This is a genomic window from Pseudomonas sp. AIG, assembly GCF_977020205.1.
Window position 1 is genome coordinate 38,150 of record NZ_CDROCK010000033.1, and the last position, 25,567, is coordinate 63,716.

The following is a 25,567-nucleotide window of genomic DNA, read 5'->3' on the forward strand; positions in this document are numbered from 1 at the left end:
ATCAAACCCCCTCCTCCTCTTCCTCATTCACCCGATCACGCAGCTCTTTACCCGGCTTGAAATGCGGAACGAATTTACCGTCAAGACTGACGGACTGACCTGTCTTTGGATTGCGGCCAACACGAGGCGCACGGTAGTGCAGAGAGAAGCTGCCAAACCCACGGATCTCGATACGATCGCCGGTGGCGAGGCACTGGGACATTTGTTCGAGCATGGTCTTGATGGCCAGCTCCACATCCTTGGATGAGAGTAGCCCTTGATGGGTGACAATTCGTTCGATCAACTCCGACTTCGTCATATTTTTCCCTTCTTTTTCAAGCAGCTAGATCAGCGCTTGAAAGGTTTTAGCACGCCCGGAAGATTTTGAACAGCCCAGGGATTGACATATCTTCATCGGCGCCGAAACGCCCATTTTCAGGGCATCAAAGCAACAAACTGAGCAATGCATGCTTATCGACAGATCACCAGCATGGTGCGCGTCACGTAGCCCGCCGGATTGAAGCCAAAAGGAAACTCGTCATCATCCTTGGCATCATCTGATCGCGTGATCACTTTGTAGCCCGCGCCCTTGCACTCCTTTGCTGCGCGCTTCTGGCATTTCTCCCAGCCAGAGCCCAACCCGGAGCAATCGACCTCTATACCACTGACGCCACGCACCGCATGGGTTTTGGCACTGGTCGTACAGCCAGCCAAAACCAAGACAGCCATGAGGACAATAAACTTGTTCATCCACTTCCTTATGCCAGGCAACTGCCCGACGACTACACACTTAAGACCAAGCTTAGTCGTGAATAGGCGATTGATCCGATTAAAGAAACAGACCACCCAGGAGCTAGATTGGTTTCACCAAAATCCTCACACAAGCCACGGAGCACCAAATCGCAGGCACAAAAAAGGGCGACCGAAGTCGCCCTTTTTCATGATCAAGCAGAACTTAGTTCTGTTTGGCCATTGCTTGCTTCAGCAGCGCAGCCATAGTGGTATCGGCTTTGTCTTCCGGAGCAGTTTCTTTCAGGCTCTGGATAGCTTCTTTCTCTTCAGCATCGTCTTTCGATTTGATCGACAGCTGAATGACGCGGCTCTTGCGATCAACGCTGATGATCTTGGCTTCTACTTCCTGGCCTTCTTTCAGAACGTTACGCGCGTCTTCAACGCGGTCACGGCTGATTTCGGAGGCTTTCAGAGTCGCTTCGATATCGTCGGCCAGAACGATGATGGCGCCTTTGGCGTCAACTTCTTTCACGGTGCCAGTAACGATTGCGCCTTTGTCGTTAACCGAGACGTACTCGGAGAACGGATCGCTTTCCAGTTGCTTGATACCCAGGGAGATACGCTCGCGCTCTGGGTCAACCGACAGGATAACGGTGTCCAGCTCGTCGCCCTTCTTGAAACGACGAACAGCTTCTTCGCCCACTTCGTTCCAGGAGATGTCGGACAGGTGAACCAGACCGTCGATGCCGCCGTCCAGACCAATGAAGATACCGAAATCGGTGATCGACTTGATGGTGCCGGAGATTTTATCGCCCTTGTTGAACTGGCCAGAGAAATCTTCCCATGGGTTAGATTTGCACTGCTTGATGCCCAGGGAGATACGACGACGCTCTTCGTCGATGTCCAGAACCATAACTTCCACTTCGTCGCCGACTTGTACGACTTTCGAAGGGTGGATGTTCTTGTTGGTCCAGTCCATTTCCGAAACGTGTACCAGACCTTCAACGCCTTCTTCCAGCTCAGCGAAGCAGCCGTAGTCGGTCAGGTTGGTTACACGAGCGGTAACGCGAGTGCTTTCTGGGTAACGGGCTTTGATAGCAACCCATGGATCTTCGCCCAGTTGCTTCAGGCCCAGGGAAACACGGTTGCGTTCGCGATCGTATTTCAGAACCTTAACGTCGATTTCGTCACCAACGTTGACGATCTCGGAAGGATGTTTGATGCGCTTCCAGGCCATGTCGGTGATGTGCAGCAGGCCGTCCACGCCACCCAGATCGACGAATGCGCCGTAATCGGTGAGGTTTTTGACGATACCTTTGACTTGCTGGCCTTCCTGCAGGGATTCCAGCAGAGCTTCACGCTCGGCGGAGTTCTCGGCTTCCAGGACGCTGCGACGGGAAACGACAACGTTGTTGCGCTTCTGGTCCAGCTTGATGACCTTGAATTCCAGCTCTTTGCCTTCCAGGTGCGTGGTGTCGCGCACTGGACGGACGTCAACCAGGGAACCTGGCAGGAACGCACGGATGCCGTTAACGTCGACAGTGAAGCCGCCTTTAACCTTACCGTTGATAACGCCCTTGACCACTTCCTCAGCTGCGAAGGCTGCTTCCAGAACGATCCAGCACTCAGCGCGCTTGGCTTTTTCACGGGACAGCTTGGTTTCACCGAAACCGTCTTCAACCGAGTCCAGAGCAACGTGAACTTCGTCACCGACATTGATAGTCAGATCGCCAGCGTCGTTGTAGAACTGCTCAAGCGGGATGAGTGCTTCAGACTTCAGGCCAGCGTGAACGGTTACCCAGCGAGCTTGGTAATCGATATCAACGATAACACCGGTGATGATGGAGCCTGCCTGAAGGTTCAGGGTTTTTAGGCTTTCTTCAAAGAGTTCCGCAAAGCTTTCGCTCATTTTAATTCCTGTAAATGAGGGCGAAGGATACGCCCATCTCCACACCCCAGACGGTGTGGGTTAGTTTCATATAGAAGAAGCGCCGCAGGACTATGACTGGTCCCCTGTGGCATTCTTGGTCACCCGGCGATATCGCGAATGGCGATCTCGCTCATGATGCGTTCAAGCACCTGATCGATGGACAACTCCGTGGAATCCAGCTGTATGGCGTCAGCCGCCGGCTTAAGCGGGGCTACCGCTCGCTGGGTGTCACGCTCGTCGCGCGCACGGATCTCATCTAGCAGACTCGACAGACTAACACCCTCGACTTTGCCCTTCAACTGCAAATATCGACGGCGCGCTCTCTCCTCGGCACTGGCGGTCAGGAAAATCTTCAGCGGCGCGCCTGGAAAAACCACGGTACCCATGTCGCGACCATCCGCGACAAGGCCCGGCGCTTCCTGGAAAGCCCGCTGGCGCTGCAGCAGCGCCTCGCGTACGGCCGGCAATGCCGCCACTTGAGAAGCACCGGAACCGACGCTTTCAGTGCGGATGACATCGCTGACTTCGTCGCCTTCCAGAATGATTCGTTGCAACTGACCGTCGGTCGCCGCAATGAACTGAACATCCAGATGAGCGGCGAGTTTCTTCAGCAGCTCTTCATTGGTCAGATCAACACCATGGTTGTGCGCAGCAAATGCCAGCAAACGGTACAGCGCACCGGAATCCAGCAGATTCCAGCCTAAACGTTTGGCCAGAATCCCGGCTACGGTGCCTTTGCCCGAGCCGCTTGGCCCGTCAATGGTGATGACCGGTGCAATGTTTTTCACGACTGAGCCTCTTGTGCCACACGAATACCGACCTGCCCGCACAGCGCGAGGAAGTTGGGGAACGACGTCGCGACGTTGGCGCAATCATGGATGCGGATCGGTGCAGTGGCGCGCAACGAGGCAACGCTGAACGCCATGGCGATACGGTGATCGCCGTGACCATGCACTTCGCCGCCGCCAATCTGGCCGCCGTCGATGATGATGCCGTCCGGGGTCGGCTGGCATTTGACGCCCAGCGCCAGCAAACCATCCGCCATGACCTGGATGCGATCCGACTCCTTGACCCGCAGCTCTTCGGCGCCGGTCAGCACGGTGCGCCCTTCGGCACAAGCAGCAGCCACGAACAACACAGGGAATTCGTCGATCGCCAACGGGACCAGCTCTTCCGGAATATCGATACCTTTGAGTTTAGCTGCCCGCACGCGCAGATCAGCCACAGGCTCGCCGCCGACTTCACGCTGATTTTCCAGAGTGATGTCCGCGCCCATGAGACGCAGGATGTCGATCACGCCAGTGCGGGTCGGGTTGATGCCGACGTGCTCAAGCACCAGCTCCGAGCCTTCGGCGATCGAGGCCGCGACCAGGAAGAACGCCGACGACGAGATGTCACCCGGAACTTCGATGTGAGTGGCAGTCAGTTTGCCGCCGGACTCAACCGAAGCCGTAGCGCCGTCAACGCTCACCGGGTAGCCGAAACCGCGCAGCATGCGCTCGGTATGGTCACGCGTCGGAGCCGGTTCAGTAACAGTGGTTTTACCTTCAGCGTACAAACCGGCGAGCAGCAGGCAGGATTTCACCTGCGCACTGGCCATCGGCATGGTGTAAGTCAGGCCTTTGAGTTTATGCCCGCCACGAATGGTCATCGGCGGACGGCCTTCGGCAGCAGTTTCGATCACGGCACCCATCTCACGCAGTGGATTGGCCACGCGATTCATCGGACGCTTGGACAGCGACGCATCGCCAGTCAAAACGCTGTCGAAGTTCTGCGCCGCCAACAGGCCGGACAGCAGACGCATCGAGGTACCGGAGTTGCCCAGATAGATCGGGCCCGGCGCCGGTTTGAGGCCGTGCAGGCCAACACCGTGGATGGTCACGCGGCCGTGGTGCGGGCCTTCGATGACCACGCCCATGTCGCGGAATGCCTGCAAGGTCGCCAGAGCATCTTCGCCCTCAAGGAAGCCTTCGACTTCGGTGACGCCTTCGGCCAGTGGGCCGAGCATGATCGAGCGGTGGGAAATCGATTTGTCACCCGGTACGCGAATCCGACCGGACAGGCGGCCACCAGGTTGAGCCAGGAAGATCAGATCGTTGGAATTCATAGCGTCCACATAGGCCCTGCGGGCCAGGATTTTACTGAAATGCTCGCGGGCAACCCGGGCGCGCGTGAAAACGCCCAACAATTGGTGCCCATCCCCTGCATCGACCGCGTCGCGCAAGGCGTCGAGGTCGCTGCGAAATGTATCGAGTGTGCGCAGGACAGCCTCGCGGTTGGCGAGGAAGATGTCGTGCCACATCACCGGGTCGCTTCCGGCGATTCTTGTGAAATCGCGAAAACCACCGGCAGCGTAACGGAAGATCTCAAGATTTTCATTGCGCTTGGCCAACGAATCAACCAGACCAAAGGCCAGCAGGTGCGGCAAATGACTGGTCGCAGCGAGCACCTCATCGTGACGCTCGACCTGCATGTGCTCGACATCGGCACCCAATTCGCGCCACAGACGATCGACCACAGCCAACGCGGCCGGGTCGGTTTGCTCAAGCGGCGTGAGGATCACTTTATGGCGACGGAACAGCTCGGCATTGGAGGCTTCCACCCCGCTCTGCTCGGAACCGGCAATCGGATGCCCCGGCACAAAACGCGGCGGCATGGCGCCAAACGCTTCGGTGGCTGCGCGCACCACATTGCCTTTGGCACTGCCGACATCAGTCAGAATCGCCTGCCCCAGATCCATGCTCGCCAACCGCGCGAGCACTTTTTCCATGGCCAGGATCGGCACTGCCAGCTGAATCACGTCAGCGCCCTGGCATGCCGCAGCCAGGTCATCCTCACAGCGATCAACCACACCCAATTCGACCGCGAGCTTGCGCGATTGCGGATCGAGATCGACCCCGACCACTTCGCGGCATATGCCGCTTTCACGCAAGCCTTTGGCAAACGAACCACCGATCAACCCCAGACCGACCACCACAAGGCGACCGATCATAGGTGCAGCAGATTGCAGTGCAGTGACATCACCCACGAGCCAGAACCTTGCGCAGCGCTTCGAGGAAACGGCTGTTTTCCGCTGGCAGACCGATGGTCACTCTCAGGTGATTCGGCATGCCGTAGTTGGCCACCGGACGCACGATCACACCTTCGCGCAGCAAACCCTGGAATACCGGGGCTGCAACTTGTGCGAGATCGACGCAGATGAAATTGCCTTTCGACTCGATCCAGCTCAGACCCAGCTCACGGAAACCGGCCTGCAGCTGCTGCATGCCCGCCTCGTTGAGCTGACGGCTTTGCGCCAGATACTCCTCGTCTTTCAGCGCTGCGCAGGCTGCTGCCAACGCGAGGCTGTTGACGTTGAACGGCTGGCGAACGCGGTTCAGCACGTCAGCAACAACCGGGGTCGACAGGCCGTAGCCAACGCGCAATGCCGCCAGACCATAAGCCTTGGAGAAAGTGCGCGACACCAGCAGGTTCGGGTAAGCGGCGAGGAAGTCCAGGCCGTCCGGCAGATCACTGCCTTCGGCGTACTCGATGTACGCCTCGTCCAGCACCACCAGCACGTGCTCCGGAACATCCTGCAGGAACTCATCCAGCGCTTCAGCGCCGAACCAGGTACCGGTCGGGTTGTTCGGGTTGGCAATGAACACCACACGGGTATTGGCATCGATGGCCGCGAGCATCGCCGGCAGGTCATGCCCCCATTCCTTGGCCGGTACCACTTTGGCCTGAGCACCAACCGCTTGAGTAGCAATCGGATACACCGCGAAAGCGTGCTCGCTGAACACGGCATTCAGACCCGGCGCCAGATAGGCACGCGCCACCAGCTCAAGAATGTCGTTGGAACCGTTGCCCAACGTGACCTGATTCAGGTCTACGCGGCACTGCTCGGCCAGCAGTGATTTCAACGCGAAACCGTTGCCGTCCGGATAACGGGTCAGCTCGGCCAACTCTTCACGGATTGCCGCCAAGGCTTTCGGGCTGGCACCCAACGGGTTTTCATTGCTGGCCAGTTTGACGATTTTTGCCGGATCCAGATCCAGCTCGCGCGCCAGTTCGTCCACAGGCTTGCCCGGAACGTACGGCGAAAGTTGTTGCACGCCCGGCTGTGCCAGAGCGAGGAAGTTGCCACTCATTTGCTACCGCCCCTTAAAGAACTGCTTTCGGGTAGGAACCCAGCACTTTGAGTGCTACTGCTTCCTGACTGATCTTTTCCAATACACCTTTGATCAACGGATCACGGTGGTGGCCGACGAAGTCGATGAAGAACACGTAGGTCCATTTGCCGCTGCGCGAAGGACGCGTTTCGATACGGGTCAGGTCGATCCCGTTGTCGTGGAACGGCACCAGCAGCTCGTGGAGCGCGCCGGGCTTGTTACTCATCGACACGATGATCGAAGTCTTGTCGTCGCCAGTCGGCGGCACTTCCTGGTTACCGATCATCAGGAAGCGCGTCGAGTTGTCCGGACGATCTTCGATCTTCTCGGCCAGACGGGTCAGGCCATACAGCCCTGCCGCCATGTCGCCGGCAATCGCCGCCGAGTTCCACTCGCCCTTGACCCGCTTGGCCGCTTCGGCGTTGCTGGAAACCGCCACGCGCTCGACATTCGGGTAGTGCGCGTCCAGCCACTTGCGGCACTGGGCCAGCGACTGCGCGTGGGAATAGATACGGCTGATGCTGTCGGTCTTGGTGTTTTCACCGACCAACAGGTGATGGTGAATACGCAGCTCGACTTCGCCACAGATGACCATGTCGTGCTCAAGGAAGCTGTCCAGCGTGTGGTTGACCGCGCCTTCGGTGGAGTTTTCCACCGGGACCACGCCAAAATTCACCGCACCGGCCGCCACCTCACGGAACACTTCGTCGATCGCCGCCATTGGCTTGCTGATGACAGCGTGACCGAAGTGTTTCATCGCTGCGGCTTGGGTGAAGGTGCCTTCAGGACCGAGGTAAGCCACTTTCAACGGCTGCTCCAGCGCCAGGCACGACGACATGATTTCGCGGAACAACCGCGCCATCTCTTCGTTGCCCAGCGGCCCCTGATTGCGCTCCATCACACGCTTGAGCACCTGAGCCTCACGCTCAGGACGATAGAACACCGGCACTTCGCCTTCGGCCAGCGAGGCCATCTTTACGCGCGCGACTTCCTGGGCGCAACGCGCACGCTCACTGATCAGCTCCATGACTTTGGTGTCCAGAGCGTCAATGCGAACGCGCAGTGCCTTGAGTTCTTGCTCGGACATCAGCCGTGTTCCTTCTCGAATTCAGCCATGTACGCCACCAGCGCGTTGACCGCGGTGATGTCGACGGCGTTGTAGATGGAGGCGCGCATGCCGCCCACGGAGCGGTGGCCCTTGAGGTTGAGCAGACCGCGCGCTTCGGCACCGACCAGGAACGGCTTGTCCAGACGATCATCGGCCAGACGGAATGGCACGTTCATCCACGAGCGGTCCGACTTGTTGATCGGGTTGCTGTAGAGGCCGCTGGCGTCAATGAAGTCGTACAGCGTGCGCTGCTTGACGTCGTTGAGCCTGGCGATCGCTTCAACGCCACCCTGCTCCTTCAGCCACTGGAACACCAGCCCCGACAGATACCAGGCCAGGGTCGGCGGGGTGTTGTACATCGAGCCGTTATCCGCCGCGACTTTATAGTCGAGCATGGTCGGGCACAGCGCGCGCGCCTTGCCCAGCAAGTCTTCGCGGATGATGTTGACGACGATGCCGCTCGGGCCGATGTTCTTCTGTGCGCCGGCGTAGATCATGCCGAAACGCGAGATATCGACTGGACGCGAAAGGATGTCCGAAGACATGTCGGCCACCAGCGGCACGTCACCGACTTCCGGGATCCACTGGAATTCCAGACCGCCGATGGTTTCGTTCGGCGCGTAGTGAACGTAAGCGGCGTCTTTCGACAGGTTCCACTCGTTCTGGCCCGGGATGGCGAAATAGTCGTAAGGCTTGGCGGTGGCGGCGACGTTGACGTGGCCGTAGCGCGAGGCTTCTTCGATGGCTTTCTGCGACCAGATACCGGTGTCGATGTAGTCGGCAGAACCGCCTTCAGGCAGCAGGTTCAGTGGGATCTGCGCGAATTGCTGGCTGGCGCCACCTTGCAGAAACAGCACTTTATAGTTCGACGGGATATTCAGCAGGTCACGCAGATCCTGCTCGGCCTGAGTGGCGATGGACACGAACTCATCGCTGCGATGGCTCATTTCCATGACCGAAAGACCCTTGCCGTGCCAATCAAGGAGTTCACCTTGAGCACGTTGCAGGACAGCTTCAGGAAGCGCCGCAGGACCGGCGCAGAAGTTAAAGGCTCGCTTGCTCACATCCAATCTCGCTCTGATTTGGTGGTATCACGCAATAAATCACACTACCGATCAACACGGCCCTGTGGGAGCGAGCCTGCTCGCGAATGCATCACCGCGGTGCGTCAGAGGTACCGCAGCGCCTGCATTCGCGAGCAGGCTCGCTCCCACAGGGGATCTCCATGATGTCGAAATTTCATACCGGACAAATAACAAGGGGGCGAATTCTCATCCGCCCCCTCGTTTGTCCGCTTATTCTTGCGGTTCTTCGTCTGCTGCGGCGTCGAGTTGCTGGTCTTCGCCAGCATCGTCGATCACGACGCGGCCTTCGAATTCCTCGCCCTCTTCACCTTCAAGCTCATCACCTTCGACTTCCGAAGGCTCCTGAACCCGCTCCAGCCCGACCAGGGTTTCATCCTTGGCCAGCTTGATCAGCGTCACACCTTGAGTGTTACGGCCCAGGCTCGATACTTCGTCGACACGGGTACGCACCAGGGTGCCCTGATCGGAGATCAGCATAATCTCTTCACCGTCCTGCACCTGAACCGCGCCGACCAGACGGCCGTTACGCTCGTTGCTGACCATGGCGATCACGCCCTGACCGCCACGCTTGTATTCAGGGAACTCGGTGATCGCCGTGCGCTTGCCGTAGCCGCGCTCGGAAGCGGTGAGAATCTCACTGCCCTCTTCCGGAATCAGCATGGAGATCAGCTTCTGCCCTTCCGGCAGACGCATACCACGCACACCGCGAGCAGTACGACCCATGGCGCGAACTTCGGATTCCTTGAAGCGCGTCACTTTGCCGCCGTCGGAGAACAGCATGATTTCCTGCTCGCCGTCGGTGACAGCTGCAGAGATCAGGATGTCGCCTTCGTCCAGTTCCAGCGCGATCAGACCCACGCTGCGCTGACGGCTGAAGGCCACCAGCGGAGTTTTCTTCACGGTGCCGTTGGCGGTCGACATGAAGATGAACGGCGCCTTCTTGCGGTCAGCAGCTTTGATACGGGCACGACGTTCTTCGTCGGTCTCGTTGCTGTTTTCGATTTCTTCTACATCAGCCTCGGCGCCTTCGGCTTCTTCTTCATCAGCCTGACGCTTCATGGCTTCGAGATCGACCGGCAGCATGGTGGTGATGTACTCGCCTTCGCTCAATGGCAGAAGGTTGACCAGCGGACGACCACGGGCGGCGCGGGAGGCCTCCGGAATCTCGTAGGTCTTGAGCCAGTACACCTTGCCTTTGCTGGAGAACAGCAGCAGCGTGGTATGGCTGTTGGCAACCAGCAGGTGAGCGATGTAGTCCTCATCCTTGACGCCGGTCGCCGATTTGCCTTTACCGCCACGACGCTGAGCCTGGTACGCAGCCAATGGCTGGGTCTTGGCGTAGCCACCGTGGGAGATAGTCACGACGCGCTCTTCTTCCGGGATCATGTCACCCAGGGTCAGGTCGAGACGGGCATCGAGAATTTCGGTGCGGCGCACGTCGCCATATTCGGCGCGGATCACTTCCAGCTCTTCGCGGATCACTTCCATCAGGCGCACGGCGCTGTTGAGGATGCGGATCAGCTCGCCAATCTGGTTGAGGATCTCTTGATACTCGGCCAGCAGTTTTTCGTGTTCCAGACCGGTCAGACGGTGCAGACGCAGTTCCAGAATGGCTTGCGCCTGTTCTGGCGACAGGAAGTACTTGCCTTCGCGCAGACCGTATTGCGGATCGAGGTTTTCCGGACGGCACGAATCGGCACCGGCACGCTCAACCATCGCCACTACCGCCGAGGATTCCCACGGCGTGCTGATCAGCGCTTCTTTCGCTTCCGACGGGGTCGGCGAGGCTTTGATCAGGGCGATAACCGGGTCGATGTTCGACAGGGCAACGGCCTGGCCTTCGAGGATGTGACCACGCTCGCGCGCCTTGCGCAGTTCGAACACGGTGCGACGGGTGACGACTTCGCGACGGTGACGGACGAAGGCTTCCAGCAGATCCTTGAGGTTAAGGATGCGTGGACGGCCGTCGATCAGCGCAACGATGTTGATGCCGAATACCGATTGCAGCTGGGTCTGCGCGTAGAGGTTGTTGAGGATCACCTCAGGCACTTCGCCGCGACGCAGTTCGATCACGACGCGCATACCGTCCTTGTCGGACTCGTCGCGCAGTTCGGTGATGCCTTCCAGCTTCTTCTCTTTGACCAGCTCGGCGATCTTCTCGATCAGACGCGCCTTGTTCAACTGGTAAGGGAGTTCGGTGATGACGATCTGCTGACGACCACCGACCTTGTCGATGTCTTCAATGATCGAGCGGGCGCGCATGTAAATGCGCCCGCGACCGGTGCGGTAGGCTTCGATGATGCCAGCGCGACCGTTGATGATCGCCGCGGTCGGGAAGTCCGGACCGGGGATGTATTGCATCAGCTCGTCGACGGTCAGCTCGGGGTTGTCGATGAGCGCCAGGCAACCGTCGATGACTTCACCGAGGTTGTGCGGCGGAATGTTGGTCGCCATACCCACGGCGATACCGCTGGAGCCGTTGACCAGCAGGTTGGGGATACGGGTCGGCATGACCGCCGGGATCATTTCGGTGCCGTCGTAGTTCGGCACCCAGTCCACGGTTTCTTTGTGCAGGTCAGCCAACAGTTCGTGCGCCAGCTTGGTCATGCGCACTTCGGTGTATCGCATGGCCGCAGCGTTGTCGCCGTCGACCGAACCGAAGTTGCCCTGACCGTCGACCAGCAGGTAGCGCAGGGAGAAAGGCTGAGCCATACGAACGATGGTGTCGTACACCGCAGTATCACCGTGCGGGTGATACTTACCGATCACGTCGCCGACAACACGGGCAGATTTCTTGTACGGCTTGTTGTAGTCGTTGCCCAGCTCGCTCATCGCGAACAGTACGCGACGGTGCACGGGCTTGAGGCCATCGCGCGCATCCGGCAGTGCACGGCCGACGATTACGCTCATCGCGTAGTCGAGGTAGGACTGCTTCAGCTCGTCTTCGATATTGACCGGGAGGATTTCTTTGGCCAGTTCGCCCATGAGAAGCCTGATTCCTTTTTCTGGTGAAACTTCGTCATATCCATATGGGACCAACGAAGCTCGTCGGGGCAGGCCGAGTGCCATGCGCCGACTTACGACAAATCAACATTGGATCGTGGATTTGCGCAGTAAAGACAGCTCCGTGGAGCTGCCTCGGAAAACGCCGGATGTTATCACAAAGGCCGCCACGCACCTATCCCCCAGATGCGCATGGAGCATAGTTAGTTGACCGGTGACAGGCTTAACGGGGACGAGAGAAGCTCAGAGCTTCTTTGAATGCAGATTTGTGGTGTGGATTAGCGATGTTTATTGACTTTTAGGGCCCCTTCGCGAGCAAGCTCGCTCCCACATTATTCTGTGGTGATCACAAAACCTGTGGGAGCGAGCTTGCTCGCGAAGGGGTCGACGCAGGATTCAAGCCTGTTAATGCAGGCGTTTGCGGCACATCAACTGGGCCATTTTCGCGGTGTCCGGGCGCTCGACGATGCCTTTCTCGGTGACGATCGCGTCAATCAGGTCCGCCGGGGTCACGTCAAACACCGGGTTGAACGCGTCAACGTCCGCGCCGACACGTTTGCCGCCGACTTCCAGCAACTCGGCGCCGTCACGCTCCTCGATCGGAATGTCGTCACCGCTGGCCAGATTCATGTCGATGGTCGAACTCGGCGCTACCACCATGAACCGTACGCCGTGGTGCATGGCGTTGACCGCCAGTTGATAGGTGCCGATCTTGTTGGCCACGTCGCCGTTAGCGGTGATGCGGTCAGCGCCGACAATCACCCAGGTCACGCCTTTGGTTTTCATGATGTGCGCGGCGGCGGAGTCGGCATTCAGCGTCACCGGGATGCCCTCATTGGCCAGTTCCCACGCAGTCAAGCGCGAGCCCTGCAGCCATGGACGGGTTTCATCGGCGTAAACACGCTCGACCATGCCTTCCAGATAAGCCGCACGAATCACCCCCAGCGCCGTGCCGAAACCGCCAGTGGCCAGCGCGCCAGTATTGCAGTGGGTGAGAATCGCCTGGGCATTGCCCTGATGCTTGCGGATCAGATCAACGCCGAGTTGCGCCATGGTCAGGTTGGCTTCGCGGTCGCTTTCGTGAATGGCGATGGCTTCAGCTTCCAGCGCCGCCAGCGGATCGGCGTTTTCCTTCAGGCGATCGAGCCGATCATGCATGCGGCCAAGGGCCCAGAACAGATTGACCGCCGTCGGACGGGAATCGGCCAGCAGGGCAAAATCCTCTTCCAGTGCCGCATACCAGTCGCCACCTTCGGCGATCCGCGCACGGGCCGCGAGGACAATGCCATACGCCGCACTGATGCCAATGGCCGGCGCGCCACGCACCACCATCGAGCGAATCGCTTCAGCCACGCCGGCGGCGCTGGTGTAGGCAATCCACGTTTCTTCGAACGGCAAAATACGCTGATCCAGCAGGTGGAGCGCGCCATCTCGCCAATCGATGGCCTTTACTTTCTCCGCAGCCAACAGTCGATCGCGCATCCCTCACCCCGCACTCATGAACAAAAGCCGCCGATTATAGCGATCCCCCCGCGAAGACGCTCGGGTATACTTCGCCATCCTTTACAAAAGCACTGGAACCGACCCTCGATGCCGAAACCTGCCATTGCGCTCGACTTATTATTGCTGCCGACCTGGCTGGTACCCGTCGAACCTGCAGGCGTTGTGCTCAAGGAGCACGGCCTGGGCATCCGCGACGGTCGCATCGTGTTTATCGGCCCGCGCGCCGAAGCATTGAAGTGTAACGCCACGGAAGTTCGCGAACTGCCGGATGTGCTGCTCGCCCCCGGCCTGATCAACGCGCATGGCCATGCGGCGATGACGCTGTTCCGTGGCCTGGCCGATGATCTGCCGCTGATGACCTGGCTGGAAAACCACATCTGGCCGGCCGAGGCCAAGTGGGTCGATGAAGATTTCGTCCGTGACGGCACCGACCTGGCCATCGCCGAGCAGATCAAGGGCGGCATCACCTGCTTCTCGGACATGTATTTCTTTCCGAAAGTCGCCAGCGAGCGCGTGCACAACAGCGGCATTCGCGCGCAGATCGCCATTCCGATCCTTGATTTCCCGATCCCGGGCGCCAGCAGTGCCGATGAAGCCATCCGTCAGGGCGTCGAGTTGTTCGGCGACTTGAAGCATCACGAACGGATCAAGATCACCTTTGGCCCTCATGCACCGTACACCGTCGGCGACGAGAACCTGGAAAAAATCCGCGTAATCGCCGAGGAGCTGGACGCCTCGATCCACATGCACGTTCACGAAACCGCGTTCGAAGTTCAGCAATCATTGGAACAGCTCGGCGAACGTCCGTTGGCGCGCCTCGGCCGCCTCGGCTTGCTCGGCCCGCGCTTCCAGGCCGTGCACATGACCCAGATCAGCGAGGATGACCTGGCGTTGCTGGTAGAAAGTAACACCAGCGTGATCCATTGCCCGGAATCCAACCTCAAACTGGCCAGCGGCTTCTGCCCGGTCGAGCGCTTGTGGCAGGCCGGGGTGAATGTTGCGATCGGCACCGATGGCGCGGCGAGCAATAACGATCTGGATCTGCTGGGCGAAACCCGCACCGCCGCGCTGCTGGCCAAAGCCGTTGCCGGTTCGGCTACCGCGCTGGACGCCCATCGAGCGCTGCGCATGGCCACACTGAATGGCGCGCGCGCACTGGGCATCGAAGCACAGGTTGGCTCGCTGGAAATCGGCAAAGCCGCCGACATCGTCGCTTTTGACCTGTCCGGCCTGGCGCAGCAACCGGTGTATGACCCGGTTTCGCAGCTTATCTATGCCACCGGTCGCGACTGCGTGAAACACCTGTGGGTCGCCGGCAAACAACTGCTCGACGACCGGCGTCTGACCCGACTCGACGAAGAACAATTGGGCGCCACCGCCCGGGCCTGGGGCCAGCGCATCAGCGGCCACACCGAATCGTAAACACCTCGGCACAAACGCCGGGGCTACAACCCTTTTTAAAGCTTTAGAGGAATTGAACATGAGTAACGTCGACCACGCCGAAATCGCCAAATTCGAAGCCCTGGCCCATCGCTGGTGGGACCGCGAAAGCGAATTCAAACCGCTGCACGACATCAACCCGCTGCGGGTCAACTGGATTGACGAGCGGGTCAATCTGGCCGGCAAGAAAGTCCTCGACGTCGGTTGCGGCGGCGGCATCCTCAGCGAAGCCATGGCCCAACGCGGCGCCACCGTGATGGGCATCGACATGGGCGAGGCGCCACTGGCGGTCGCGCAACTGCATCAGCTGGAATCCGGCGTCAGCGTCGAATACCGCCAGATCACCGCCGAAGCCCTGGCCGAAGAAATGCCCGAGCAGTTCGACGTAGTGACCTGCCTGGAAATGCTCGAGCACGTACCGGATCCATCGTCGGTGATCCGCGCCTGCTTCCGCATGGTCAAACCGGGCGGCCAGGTGTTCTTCTCGACCATCAACCGCAACCCGAAGGCGTACCTGTTCGCCATCATCGGCGCTGAATACATCATGAAGTTGCTGCCGCGCGGCACCCACGACTTCAAGAAATTCATCCGCCCGTCCGAGCTCGGTGCCTGGAGCCGCATGGCCGGCCTGACCGTCAAGGACATCATCGGCCTGACCTACAACCCGCTGACCAAGCACTACAAGCTGGCCAACGACGTTGACGTCAACTACATGATCCAGACCCTGCGCGAGGAGTAAGCCGATGGCCATCAGAGCAGTTCTCTTCGACATGGACGGCACCCTGCTCGACACGGCGCCGGACTTCATCGCCATCTGCCAGGCAATGCGCGCCGATCGCGGCCTGCCGCCGATGAACGACAAGCACATTCGCGACGAGATTTCCGGCGGCGCGAAAGCCATGGTCGCGGTGACGTTCTCGATGGACCCGGAATCGCCGGGCTTCGAAGAACTGCGTCTGGAGTTCCTTGAGCGCTATCTGGTCGGCTGCGCGGTGCACAGCAAGCTGTTCGACGGCATGGGCGAACTGCTCGCCGACATCGAGAAGGCCAACCTGATCTGGGGCGTGGTGACCAACAAGCCGTTGCGCTTTGCCGAGCCGATCATGCAACAACTGGGACTGGCCGAGCGTTCGGCACTGCTGATCTGCCCGGATCACGTGAAGAACAGCAAGCCGGATCCGGAACCGTTGATCCTTGCGTGCAAGATGCTTGATCTGGATCCGTCGACGGTGCTGTTTGTCGGCGATGATCTGCGTGATATCGAATCCGGGCGCGATGCCGGGACTAAAACGGCTGCGGTGACTTTCGGCTACATCCACCCGGACGATAACCCTCGCCACTGGGGCGCGGATGTCGTCGTGGATCATCCGTCGGAGTTGCGCAAGGTGCTCGATAGCGCGCTTTGCAGCTGCTGAGACCTGACGCAGAGCGTCATTGGCCGCATTCCCACGCGGAGCGTGGGAACGATCTGACTCTTGATGAGGTTTTTATGTTTGATTATTCCGCTCGTCCCGAATTACTCAAGGATCGGGTCATTCTGGTCACCGGTGCCGGTCGTGGCATTGGTGCGGCTGCGGCGAAAACCTACGCCGCCCACGGCGCCACCGTATTGCTGCTGGGCAAGACCGAAGCGAACCTGACGCAGGTCTACGACGAGATCGAAGCGGCAGGCCACCCGCAGCCGGCGGTGATTCCGTTCAACCTCGAAACCGCCCTGCCCCACCAGTACGACGAGCTGGCCGCGATGATCGAGAGCGAATTCGGTCACCTCGACGGATTGCTGCACAACGCTTCGATCATCGGCCCACGCACGCCGATCGAGCAGTTGTCCGGGGAAAACTTCATGCGCGTCATGCAGGTCAACGTCAACGCCATGTTCATGCTGACCAGCACCCTGCTGCCGCTGCTCAAGCTGTCACAAGACGCGTCGGTGGTGTTCACCTCCAGCAGCGTCGGGCGTAAGGGCCGGGCGTACTGGGGTGCTTATGGCGTATCGAAATTCGCCACTGAAGGTTTGATGCAAACCCTGGCCGATGAAGTCGATGGTGTGGCGCCAGTCCGCTCGAACAGCATCAACCCCGGCGGTACGCGCACCAGCATGCGTGCTCAGGCCTACCCGGGCGAAAACCCGCTGAACAACCCGACGCCCGAGGAGATCATGCCGGTCTACCTGTACCTGATGGGCCCGGACAGTACCGGCATCAATGGCCAGGCCTTCAACGCGCAATAACTGCCATACGTCGCATTTGTTGCCGCGGCAGATTCCTGTCGCGGCATGCATTTGCCGCTGACGACCGTCACAATTCAGTCAATTTTCCAGCGCACCCCTCTCACCCCCATAGCCAAACCATTGATTCCAAACGGTTTAAAAAAATACGAACCGAATGGCACGACTTTCGCTCTAATTTCCCTCAAAGCAAGCCACGTGAAGGCAATGGGGCGAGGCCGATTTCGATAGCTTACTAATCGTCATCCGGCAGACTAAACTTACGCCAAACGTCCTACGGGACTGATGGATCAGTATGACGCGCAGCCCATAGCCGCTCTCACCCAGCCTGTAAGACAGACTTACTGCTAAGGGTTCACGCCATATGAAATCACCCTCCCAGACCAATGCAATTGACTTTGACAGTGCCAAATTGCAACGCCTGGGCTTTGGTCAACTGCCTCCCCTTCTGGAGCGACCGACCAGCCTGGCGCAATTGCGCCAGCAAATGAGCCTGCAACTGCAGACCAGCCTTGAGCCGCAACGCATCCTCGGTCTGTTTTTCCGCGAAGTTCAGCGCCTTGTGCCGCTGGACGCGCTTAGCTATGTGCACCAGGGCAGCGATTTGCGCCTGGAGTTCGGCACCCGCGGTCATCACTCGATCAGCTATAGCCTCAGCCACGAAGGCGAGCACATGGGCGAACTGATATTCCGCCGCAACCAGCGCTTCAACGAACTGGATCAGGGCAACCTTGAATCGCTGTTGTCGTCGCTGCTGTACCCGATGCGCAATGCCCTGCTCTACCGCGCCGCCACGCAGAGCGCCCTGCGTGATCCGTTGACCGGCGCCGGTAACCGCATCGCCATGGAGCAGACCTTGCAGCGCGAGATCGACATGTCGCGTCGCCATGTGCAGCCGCTCTCGGTGCTGATGCTCGACATCGATCATTTCAAACGGGTCAACGACAGCCATGGCCACAGCGCCGGCGATGACGTACTTAAAGCCATCGCGGCGACCATCAAGGCGCAGCTGCGCAACGTCGACATGGTATTTCGTTACGGTGGCGAAGAGTTTCTGGTGCTGCTGTCCAATACCAGCCGGGATGCGGCCGCAATGGTCGGCGAACGTTTGCGTTATGCGACGCAGGCAGCTGAATACTATGCGGACGGGCAGTTGATCGAACTGACCGTGAGCCTGGGATGTTCGACGTTGTTGCCGGGCGAATCGGCCGATAGCTTGCTGCGCCGCGCCGACAGTGCGTTGTACGTGGCCAAGCGTGAAGGACGTAACCGGTTGGCCATGGCCGGCTGACTTTTCCAGACACCCCAAAACCACTGTAGGAGTGAGCCTGCTCGCGATGACGATCTGCCATTCAACACTGATGTTGACTGACAGTCCGCTATCGCGAGCAGGCTCACTCCTACATTTTTACGCGGTGTATCAGCTCTCGACTACCGCCCTGCGCTCCCGGTTGACCAATAGGCGTTCCGACGTCTCCAGTTGCATGCAGCGCTCCAGAAACAGGTACATGTAGTCGTAGCTCTTGCACACCGCCTGACGCAGTTCAGCCTGCAAGGCCTTGCTCGGGTTCATCCCGGCCAGGGTGCAGATGATTTCCAGCGCTTCCCAGGGATGGGCATCGTCGTACTGGGCATGCATCTTCAGCCACTTCATGGCCCGTTTGCGATCCTCTTCGGGAAACGCTGCGGCATATACGCCGGTGGAGCAGACCAGCGCCGACCACTCCCCGGTCGCGCCTTCAATCGCATAGTTGGTCGCGGCGATGGCCACAATCAGCGAATCAGCCGAACTGGTGTGCCAGCACCAGTGACTCAGCGCATGCAGTTCCGGCGGCACATGCTGGGCCTGAAGGTCCTCCAGACTGACGCCATGGGCACGACTCCAATGCACCCAGTAATCGGCGTGATTGAGTTCGACGCGGATATTGCGCATCAGCCAGCGCCGCGCCATGTCTTCGCCCGGGTGACGGGCAAACCTGGTTTTGGTGAGATTCTGCGCCATGTACAACGCAAACTGCTCAACCACCGGCCAGCCCCCGATCAGGTACTGACGCATGGTTCTGGCGCTGAGCTTGTTATCACGCATGCGCAGGTAAAGTTCATGTTCGACAACCCGGCGCTTGCTCTCGCTGCAATCCTGAATGAGCTGTTGCGCCCAGGCTGGATAACTTGCAGCTTCCATGAGTGGTCCGGTTCGGTTGAATGTGTCGATCACTGTTCGGCTCCTTTTGATTTGTGATTATAAGGATCGGCGAGAGACTTCAACGGAACGTGCCAGGCGCTTTGAATAACAGCGGTTGCGGTCTGGCGGGCCGACTTTGCAAACTGTCACAGGTAAACAACTGTGGACGCTCGATGACATAACCCTGAGCGTAATCCACTCCAATTTCAAGCAATGCCTGCTCGATCTGGGTTGTTTCAACAAACTCGGCAATTGTCTGCTTACCCATGACATGCCCGATGTGATTGATCACTTCGACCATTGCGCGGTTAATCGGGTCGTCCAGCATATCCTTTACGAAACTCCCGTCGATCTTCAGGAAGTCTACAGGCAAATGTTTCAGATAAGCGAATGAAGACATTCCGGCGCAAAAATCATCTAACGAAAAGTAGCAACCTAAGCCTTTGAGTTCATTAATAAATCTTATTGCACTGCCCAGATTTGCAATTGCACTGGTTTCTGTAATTTCAAAACAAATCATTTCAGGCGGTATTGCGTAGTTAACAAACTGTTCTCGCAGAAAGTGCAAAAACGCGTCATCTCCTATAGTAATGCCTGACAGATTAATCGCACACATCGCTAAGGGCTCTTGATGTTCTTGTGCAATACATTGAGCAATAACCTTGAACACGTTCTGAACTACCCAACGGTCCAGTTGACTCATCAAACCATAACGCTCGGCGGCGGGAATGAAACTGTCCGGCAGGATCATCCGCCCGGCTTCATCATGCAGACGCAGCAGAATCTCGATGTGCCCGCCCTTGTTGTCACCCGACTTGAGCGGGGCGATTTCCTGGGCGTACAGGCAAAAACGGTTTTCTTCCAGCGCCATGTGCAGGCGCTGCACCCACGCCATTTCGCCAAAGCGCAGCGACAGTTCGGAATCATCGGCGTGGTAGACCTGCACCCGGTTGCGGCCCTTTTCCTTGGCCATGTAACAGGCCATGTCGGCCGCGCGCAGTGAGGCTTCGAGGGTCGTCGGGGTCTGCGCGATATGCACCAGGCCAATGCTCACCGTGGTCAGGAACGGCCGGCCCTTCCAGACAAAATGCAGGTTCTGCACCGTCTGGCGCAGCGCCTCGGCAATCTTCTCGGCCGCGTCCGGGGCGCAGTTCTCCAGCAGAATGCCGAACTCATCACCGCCCAGGCGCGCCAGCGTGTCGCCCTCGCGCAGCCCTGATTGCAGCAGCGTACAAATGTGCCGCAACAACTCATCGCCGGCGGCGTGACCGCAGGTGTCGTTGACCAGTTTGAATTGATCGAGGTCGAGGAACATCAGCGCATGCCGCCCGGAATGGCGCGTGAGGTTGTGCAGCGCCTGCTCCAGCCGGTATTCGAACTCGCGACGGTTGGCCAGTCCGGTCAGCGCATCATGGGTCGCCTGCCACGACAGATTGGCGATGTATTGCCGCTCCTGAGTCATGTCGTGCAACACCAGCACCGTGCCGCTGACCTTGCCGGCATTGCGGATCGGCGCGCCGACCAGCGTCACCGACAACGTCGTGCCATCCAGGCGCTGGATCAGTTTCGAATGCTCACTGCCGCCACTGAGTTTGCCGCTGAGAATGTGCTCGATCAGCGTCAGGCCTTCGGCCTGAGCGTTGTCGTCGAGCAAATTGAACAGCGCGGCCAGCGGCAGGCCGGCCGCCTGCTCGGCCTTCCAATGGGTCATGGCCTCAGCGGCGGGGTTCATGTAATCGATGGCGCCGCTGACATCGGTGGTGATGACGCCATCACCGATCGAATGCAAGGTGACGTGCGCCCGATCCTTCTCCAGTTGCAGCGCCTCGGCAAAAGCGTGGCGCTGCTTGAGCAGTTTGTGTGTGCGCCACAAGGCCAGCACGATCAGCCCAAGTGCCGTGGCCAGATTGGTTAACAACAACAGTCGCAGAATCATCCGCGAGCCTTCGCCCAAGGCATCACTGAAGGCTTTTGCGGCCGGGGTCACGCCATCGTTGACGGCAAAAATCCGCGCCTTCCAGCGCTGGATATCGGCACTGTTCGCGGTGTTCTGCGAGATGCTACGGTGCATCTCCTGCGCCACGTCATCCAGTTCGACCAGATAGGCGTCACCGACCGTCCAGCGATCGATGGCGGTTTCCAGATAACTGAAATGGCGGAAGTTGAGGTACAGCCAGATCAGGCTGGAGACGTCGTCCGGGTGGTTGCCACCCTTGAGAATACCTTCGCGCGCTGCGGCCAGATCCGGCGGTTGATGATCCAGCGCCAGACGCAATTGATGCCCGCCTTGCGGCACGGCAATCGCGTTACGGTATTTGAGAAAAATCGCCTCGTCGCGGCTGTCGGCGTACAGATTGAGGTAGTAAATCGCGTCTTTCTGGCCCTTGGACCAGAGGCTTTCGCCAGCGACATAACCGCGAACGGCCGAGAGCACGTAAAGACTCACGCCGCCCAATAACGCCTGAAACAACACGACGGCAATAAATGGCCAGACGATGCCCAACAACCGTGGCGTTCCGAGAGTCCGCTTTTGCTTCATGAGATCCCTTGCGCAAGCACTGCCAGATGAACACCGGAAAATCCCGCTCCTGACAGCTCAGCCTAGGCTAATTTTCGACAAGTCAAAGGGACAGCTCTGCCGTCCTCCAGGTCGATTGCGCAAATGGCTGGCCTGCTTGAGCGTTCCGGGTGATTTTACTCAATGCAATTCAAGCACTAAGCACAGAAACCGGAACGAAACTCAAGGGCGCTGGATCTGCTGCAGGTGACCATAAAGCTTGGCATACAGGCCACCATCGGCAATCAATTGCTGATGATCACCGTCTTCAGCAACCTGACCACCGTCGAACACCAGCACGCGATCAGCCTGCTTCACCGCTGACAGCCGGTGGGCAATGATCAGCGTGGTGCGGCCATTGAGGAAGCGCGCCATGGCCTGATGCAGGTTGTACTCGGTGGCGGCGTCGAGGGCCGAGGTGGCTTCGTCGAGGATGACGACTTTCGGCTCGGCGAGGATCATCCGCGCGATGGCCAGACGTTGCCGCTGGCCGCCCGACAAGCGCACGCCGGAGCGGCCGACGATACTGTCCAGGCCATTGGGCAAGGCGCGGATGGTCGCTTCGAGCTGAGCGATTTCCAGTGCTTGCCAGCAGGCTTCGTCACTGCGGGTGCGGCCCATGGTCAGGTTGGCGCGCACGGTATCGTTGAACAGCGCCGGGTGTTGCAGCACCACGGCGACGTTTTCCCGCACCGTGTCCAGGCCGATTTCCTGCTGGGTCGAACCGCCGAAACGAATGCTACCGGCCAATGGCGTATACAGCCCGAGCAGCAATTGCACCAAGGTACTTTTGCCGCCACCACTGGCGCCGACAATCGCGACTTTTTCCCCGGGGGCAATCGACAGGTCGAGTTGGTCCAGCACCAGCTCATCGCCATAACCAAAGCTCAGGCCCTGCACCTGAATGCCGACGGTGTCACGGCCCTTGAACGGATCGACACCGCCGGGGTATTGCGGCTCATCGGCACGCGCCAGCAGCTCGTTGATCCGCGTCAGGGCGCCACCCGCCGCGTAGTAGGCGTATTGCAGATTGAGCAGTTGTTCGACCGGACCGATCATGAACCACAGGTAACTGAACACCGCGAGCATCTGGCCGATTGACAAGTCGGAGAACAGTACCGTGAGCATCGCCGCCGCACGAAAGATGTCGATGCCGAACTGAAACAGCAAACCGCTGGCGCGGTTCGAGGCGTCGGTTTTCCACTGCGAGTTGACCGCGTAATTGCGCACTTCCTGCGCACGCAGGCCGAGTCGCCCGAGAAAGAAGCCCTGACGGTTGCCGGCGCGGATTTCCTGAATCGCATCGAGGGTTTCGCTCAATGCCTGAGTGAAGCGTGAGGTACTGTCGTTCTCAAGTTTCTTCAGGTGTTTGACCCGCTTGCCCAACTGCACCGTGGCGTAGATCACCAGCGGGTTGAACAGCAGAATCAGCAGCGCCAGTTTCCAGTGCATCCACATCAGGATGCTCGCGGTGCCGACCAGCGTCAGCATCGCCACCAGAAAACGGCTGAGGGTTTCGCCAACGAATTTGTCGAGGGTATCGAGGTCCGTGACCAAGTGTGTGGTCACCGTGCCGCTACCGAGGCTTTCGTATTCGCCGAGGGAAATGCGCTTGAGGCGTTCGATCAGACGCACGCGAATGCGATAAACGATGTCTTTGGCCAGCCGTGCGAACAGCCGCGACTGCAACACGCCAAAGCACAGCGAGCCACAACGCAAAGTCAGGGTGACCAACAGCATCAAGCCGATGTAACCCGCCGCCTGCTGCCACATTGTCGGCAGTACATGGTTCATCACTTTCAGTGCCGCATCGCCGTGGCCGAGCAACACCTCATCGACCAGCAACGGCAACAGCAACGGAATCGGCACGCTGCATAGCGTCGCCAGAACGGCCACGCCGTTAGCGATCCACAGGGATTTTTTGTGTGTCAGTGCCAGTCGCCGGACTTCTGCCCAGCTCAGCCGGTCGACACGCTTTACGGCTGGCGTGTCATCGGCCAGATCAGACACAGGCCGCACGCTCCAGCCATCGACCCAGTAACGGCGACAGTTCGCTGAGCGGTTGATAGCCGTTGGTCAGCAGGGCCAGTTGGCCATTGCGCTCGGCGAGCAGAGTCGGAAAACCGGCGATGCCGAGATCCTGCACCCAACTGAAATCGGCCTGAGTCGCTTTGTGTTGATCGGCATGATCGAACAACGCGGCAAATTCGATGCGCGGCACGCCGGCCTTTTCTGCCAGCTCAACCAGCACGCTGGCCTGAGTGACATCGCGACCTTCGGCGTAAAACGCCTGCTGGATCAGTCCGACCAGTGTCCACGCGCAATCCGGCGCCAGGCTGCGCGCCGTGACGATTGCGCGGCAGGCCGGCTCAGTGTCGTAGACGAAACCGTCGGGCAACGCGCCGTCAAACTTGAACGGCTGGCCGGTGGCCTCGGTGACCGCTTGCCAGTGCTCAAGAATATAGCGCCGTGTGGTCGGCTCCAGCGCCGAACCGCTGCCAGTGCGCAACCCGCCGACCACCAGATGCAGCTCGACTCCGGCGGCTTGCGCCTGCTCGACCAATGCCTTGGCCACCGGAGCAAACCCCCAGCACCACGAACACATCGGATCCATCACATAGAGCAGGCGCGCAGACATGGTTAAGCCTCGGTGGATGCTTGCTTGTAGTTGTAGCCGATCGGGTGCGGCATGTTGCGCGCCTTGGCCAGTTCGATCTGCTTCTGCCGATCGATGGCGCTGCGGCGGGTCTTCTCGCTCAACTTGTCCCAGCAATGCGGGCAACTGATGCCGGCGACGTAATGCTCGGAGGCGCGATCTGCAACACTGACCGGGGTGCGGCAGGCATGACATTGATCGTAGTCGCCTTCGCTGAGGTCGTGACGCACGGTCACGCGGTTGTCGAATACAAAGCAGTCGCCCTGCCACTTGGTTTCTTCCTGCGGCACCTCTTCAAGGTACTTCAGGATGCCACCCTTGAGGTGGTAAACCTCTTCATAGCCTTCGCTGAGCATGTAGCTCGAGGCTTTTTCGCAGCGAATGCCACCGGTGCAGAACATCGCAACCTTCTTGTGCACGGCCGGATTGAAGTGTTCTTTGATGTAGTCGGGGAATTCGCGAAAACTGGTGGTTTTCGGATCGATGGCGCCTTCGAAGGTGCCGATCGACACTTCGTAATCGTTGCGCGTGTCGATCAACAGCACTTCGGGGTCGCTGATCAACGCGTTCCAGTCTTGCGGATCAACGTAAGTGCCGACTTTTTTGTTCGGGTCGACGCCTTCGACACCGAGGGTGACGATCTCTTTCTTCAATTTGACCTTGGTGCGGTAGAACGGCTGCTCGTCGCAGTACGACTCTTTGTGATCGATGTCGATCATGCGTGGGTCGTTCTTCAGCCAGGCGAGCAGGCCATCAATGCCTTCGCGGCTGCCGGACACCGTGCCATTGATGCCTTCTTCGGCGATCAGCAGGGTGCCTTTGATCTGGTTGTCGACCATCGCTTGCAGCAGGGGCTCGCGCAGGTCAACGTAATCTTCGAGGGTGACGAACTTATACAGTGCCGCCACGACAATCGGTTGTGTCATGGGTATTTCTCCAGGTGGCTACCCTCGCAAAGGGTGAACCGGATTCAAAAAAAAACGCGCCGGGTGAGCGGCGCGTTGCGGATTC

At 59.1% G+C, this 25,567-nt stretch carries 20 protein-coding genes; 5 read left to right on the top strand and 15 right to left on the bottom strand.

The annotated features are described in order from the left end of the window. Position 1: 1 nt before the first annotated feature. The 10 genes from ihfB to mtnA form a co-directional block, all read right to left on the bottom strand. Entirely contained in the window at positions 2–298 is a 297-nt protein-coding gene (gene ihfB / locus ACWR1S_RS18995; protein ID WP_003189779.1) for an integration host factor subunit beta, read from the bottom strand. Between the two features lie 152 nt (positions 299–450). Continuing rightward, positions 451–729 (bottom strand): hypothetical protein, encoded by a 279-nt coding sequence (locus ACWR1S_RS19000; RefSeq protein ID WP_454564569.1) that lies wholly within the window; start codon positions 727–729, stop codon positions 451–453. Between the two features lie 205 nt (positions 730–934). Next, positions 935–2,620, bottom strand: a complete 1,686-nt coding sequence (rpsA, locus tag ACWR1S_RS19005) for a 30S ribosomal protein S1 (protein WP_454564570.1) — start codon at positions 2,618–2,620, stop codon at positions 935–937. A 119-nt stretch (positions 2,621–2,739) separates the two neighbouring features. Further along, the gene (gene cmk, locus ACWR1S_RS19010; RefSeq protein WP_201237307.1) at positions 2,740–3,429 is read right to left on the bottom strand and encodes a (d)CMP kinase; all 690 of its coding nucleotides are present in this window, start codon (positions 3,427–3,429) and stop codon (positions 2,740–2,742) included. Next, positions 3,426–5,633, bottom strand: coding sequence for a bifunctional prephenate dehydrogenase/3-phosphoshikimate 1-carboxyvinyltransferase (locus ACWR1S_RS19015; protein WP_454564571.1), 2,208 nt, complete (start codon positions 5,631–5,633; stop codon positions 3,426–3,428). The genes cmk and ACWR1S_RS19015 overlap by 4 nt, the downstream gene beginning before the upstream one ends. Before the next feature lie 28 nt (positions 5,634–5,661). Continuing rightward, positions 5,662–6,774 (bottom strand): histidinol-phosphate transaminase, encoded by a 1,113-nt coding sequence (hisC, locus tag ACWR1S_RS19020; protein ID WP_454564572.1) that lies wholly within the window; start codon positions 6,772–6,774, stop codon positions 5,662–5,664. 13 nt (positions 6,775–6,787) lie between these two features. Continuing rightward, the gene (gene pheA / locus ACWR1S_RS19025) at positions 6,788–7,882 is read right to left on the bottom strand and encodes a prephenate dehydratase (protein WP_007908404.1); all 1,095 of its coding nucleotides are present in this window, start codon (positions 7,880–7,882) and stop codon (positions 6,788–6,790) included. After that, complete coding sequence (gene serC / locus ACWR1S_RS19030) at positions 7,882–8,967, bottom strand: 3-phosphoserine/phosphohydroxythreonine transaminase (protein WP_454564573.1); 1,086 nt, start codon at positions 8,965–8,967, stop codon at positions 7,882–7,884. Before serC ends, pheA begins: the two co-directional genes overlap by 1 nt. Before the next feature lie 231 nt (positions 8,968–9,198). Next, entirely contained in the window at positions 9,199–11,973 is a 2,775-nt protein-coding gene (gene gyrA / locus ACWR1S_RS19035; protein WP_454564574.1) for a DNA gyrase subunit A, read from the bottom strand. A gap of 423 nt (positions 11,974–12,396) precedes the next feature. Next, positions 12,397–13,473 (bottom strand): S-methyl-5-thioribose-1-phosphate isomerase, encoded by a 1,077-nt coding sequence (mtnA, locus tag ACWR1S_RS19040; RefSeq protein ID WP_454564575.1) that lies wholly within the window; start codon positions 13,471–13,473, stop codon positions 12,397–12,399. Positions 13,474–13,581: 108 nt separating this feature from the next. On the opposite strand from mtnA, the gene ACWR1S_RS19045 reads away from it, so the two are divergent. From ACWR1S_RS19045 to ACWR1S_RS19065, 5 genes are all read left to right on the top strand, one after another. Further along, complete coding sequence (locus ACWR1S_RS19045) at positions 13,582–14,916, top strand: TRZ/ATZ family hydrolase (RefSeq protein WP_454564576.1); 1,335 nt, start codon at positions 13,582–13,584, stop codon at positions 14,914–14,916. Positions 14,917–14,974: 58 nt separating this feature from the next. Next, positions 14,975–15,673: a bifunctional 2-polyprenyl-6-hydroxyphenol methylase/3-demethylubiquinol 3-O-methyltransferase UbiG gene (gene ubiG / locus ACWR1S_RS19050; protein ID WP_007908399.1), complete on the top strand. Its 699-nt coding sequence runs from the start codon at positions 14,975–14,977 to the stop codon at positions 15,671–15,673. Between the two features lie 4 nt (positions 15,674–15,677). Then, entirely contained in the window at positions 15,678–16,349 is a 672-nt protein-coding gene (gene mupP / locus ACWR1S_RS19055) for an N-acetylmuramic acid 6-phosphate phosphatase MupP (RefSeq protein WP_123453128.1), read from the top strand. Between the two features lie 74 nt (positions 16,350–16,423). Then, positions 16,424–17,164: a YciK family oxidoreductase gene (locus tag ACWR1S_RS19060; protein WP_085710824.1), complete on the top strand. Its 741-nt coding sequence runs from the start codon at positions 16,424–16,426 to the stop codon at positions 17,162–17,164. Positions 17,165–17,525: 361 nt separating this feature from the next. Further along, complete coding sequence (locus tag ACWR1S_RS19065; protein WP_454564577.1) at positions 17,526–18,452, top strand: GGDEF domain-containing protein; 927 nt, start codon at positions 17,526–17,528, stop codon at positions 18,450–18,452. A gap of 129 nt (positions 18,453–18,581) precedes the next feature. Here the strand turns inward: ACWR1S_RS19065 and ACWR1S_RS19070 are convergent, their stop codons facing one another. From ACWR1S_RS19070 to trhO, 5 genes are all read right to left on the bottom strand, one after another. Beyond that, complete coding sequence (locus ACWR1S_RS19070; protein ID WP_439848452.1) at positions 18,582–19,343, bottom strand: TenA family transcriptional regulator; 762 nt, start codon at positions 19,341–19,343, stop codon at positions 18,582–18,584. A gap of 79 nt (positions 19,344–19,422) precedes the next feature. Further along, positions 19,423–21,882, bottom strand: a complete 2,460-nt coding sequence (locus ACWR1S_RS19075; RefSeq protein ID WP_454564578.1) for an EAL domain-containing protein — start codon at positions 21,880–21,882, stop codon at positions 19,423–19,425. 201 nt (positions 21,883–22,083) lie between these two features. Continuing rightward, positions 22,084–23,910 carry an ABC transporter ATP-binding protein gene (locus ACWR1S_RS19080; RefSeq protein WP_454564579.1) on the bottom strand — a complete coding sequence of 609 codons (1,827 nt, stop codon included), beginning with the start codon at positions 23,908–23,910 and terminating at the stop codon, positions 22,084–22,086. Further along, positions 23,903–24,505 (bottom strand): DsbA family protein, encoded by a 603-nt coding sequence (locus ACWR1S_RS19085; protein WP_186613962.1) that lies wholly within the window; start codon positions 24,503–24,505, stop codon positions 23,903–23,905. The genes ACWR1S_RS19080 and ACWR1S_RS19085 overlap by 8 nt, the downstream gene beginning before the upstream one ends. 35 nt (positions 24,506–24,540) lie before the next feature. Further along, entirely contained in the window at positions 24,541–25,482 is a 942-nt protein-coding gene (gene trhO, locus ACWR1S_RS19090) for an oxygen-dependent tRNA uridine(34) hydroxylase TrhO (protein WP_454564580.1), read from the bottom strand. Between the last annotated feature and the right edge of the window lie 85 nt (positions 25,483–25,567).